Raw genomic sequence first — 1,106 nt, forward strand, 5'->3', positions numbered from 1 at the left:
GTGATGAACGAGCACCGGTCCGTGGTCAACCGCCTGCTGTGGATGCAGGATGCGTACCGGCTGGGTGGAGACGAGGCGCTGCTGCAAAAGACGCCGTTCAGCTTCGACGTCTCGGTATGGGAATTCTTCTGGCCGCTGCTCAATGGCGCCAAGCTGGTGATGGCGCGTGCGGGCGGGCACAAGGACCCGGCCTACCTGATACGGGCGGTACGTGAGCAGGCCATCACGGTGCTGCACTTCGTGCCGTCGATGCTGCAGAGCTTCCTTGCCCATCCGGACGCCCACACCTGTACCAGCCTGCGCCGCATCGTGTGCAGCGGCGAAGCGTTGCCGGGCGTGCTGGCGCGCCAGTGCCGGCAGGTCTTGCCGCAGGCAAATCTGATCAACCTGTATGGACCGACCGAAGCGGCGGTGGAAGTGACCGCCTGGGAATGCCGCGGCGACGATCTGCCGGATAACATCCCGATCGGCCATCCGATTGCCAATACCCGGATATATTTGCTGGATGGGTACGGTCAGCCGGTGCCACAGGGCGTGCCAGGCGAACTCCACATTGGCGGGGTGCAGGTGGCACGCGGCTACCTGAACCGCGATGACCTGACGGCCGAGCGTTTTGTTGCCGACCCGTTCAACAGTGAACCGGGTGCCCGGATGTACAAGACCGGCGACCTGGGTCGCCACCTGAAGGATGGCAGCATCGAGTTCCTTGGTCGCAACGACGATCAGGTCAAGCTGCGCGGCTTCCGCATCGAGCTCGGTGAAATTGAAGCGAAGCTGCTGGAGCAGGATGGTGTGCGTGAAGCGGTAGTGATCGCACGCGAAGACCGGGCGGGTGACAAACGCCTGGTCGCGTATGTGACGATGGCAGACAACACGCCGCTCGACACTAAAACCCTGCGCGCCGCCCTGTCAACGACGCTGCCGGAGTACATGGTGCCGACTGCCTGGGTGCAGCTCGATACACTGCCGCTGAACGCGAACGGCAAGCTCGACCGCAAGGCGCTGCCGACGCCGGACGGCGAAGCGTATGCGGTGCGTGCGTACGAAGCACCGCAAGGCGAAGTCGAAACTGCACTGGCCGCGATCTGGGCCGAAGTACTGAATCT

At 63.7% G+C, this 1,106-nt stretch carries 1 protein-coding gene; it reads left to right on the plus strand.

All coding sequences use genetic code 11. The features are described 5' to 3' along the window. A partial coding sequence (locus ACFQUU_RS29320) for an AMP-binding protein (protein ID WP_382252167.1) occupies positions 1–1,106 on the plus strand: 1,106 nt, incomplete at both ends.

The organism is Herbaspirillum sp. GCM10030257 (assembly GCF_042666555.1).
Taxonomy (GTDB): domain Bacteria; phylum Pseudomonadota; class Gammaproteobacteria; order Burkholderiales; family Burkholderiaceae_D; genus Noviherbaspirillum.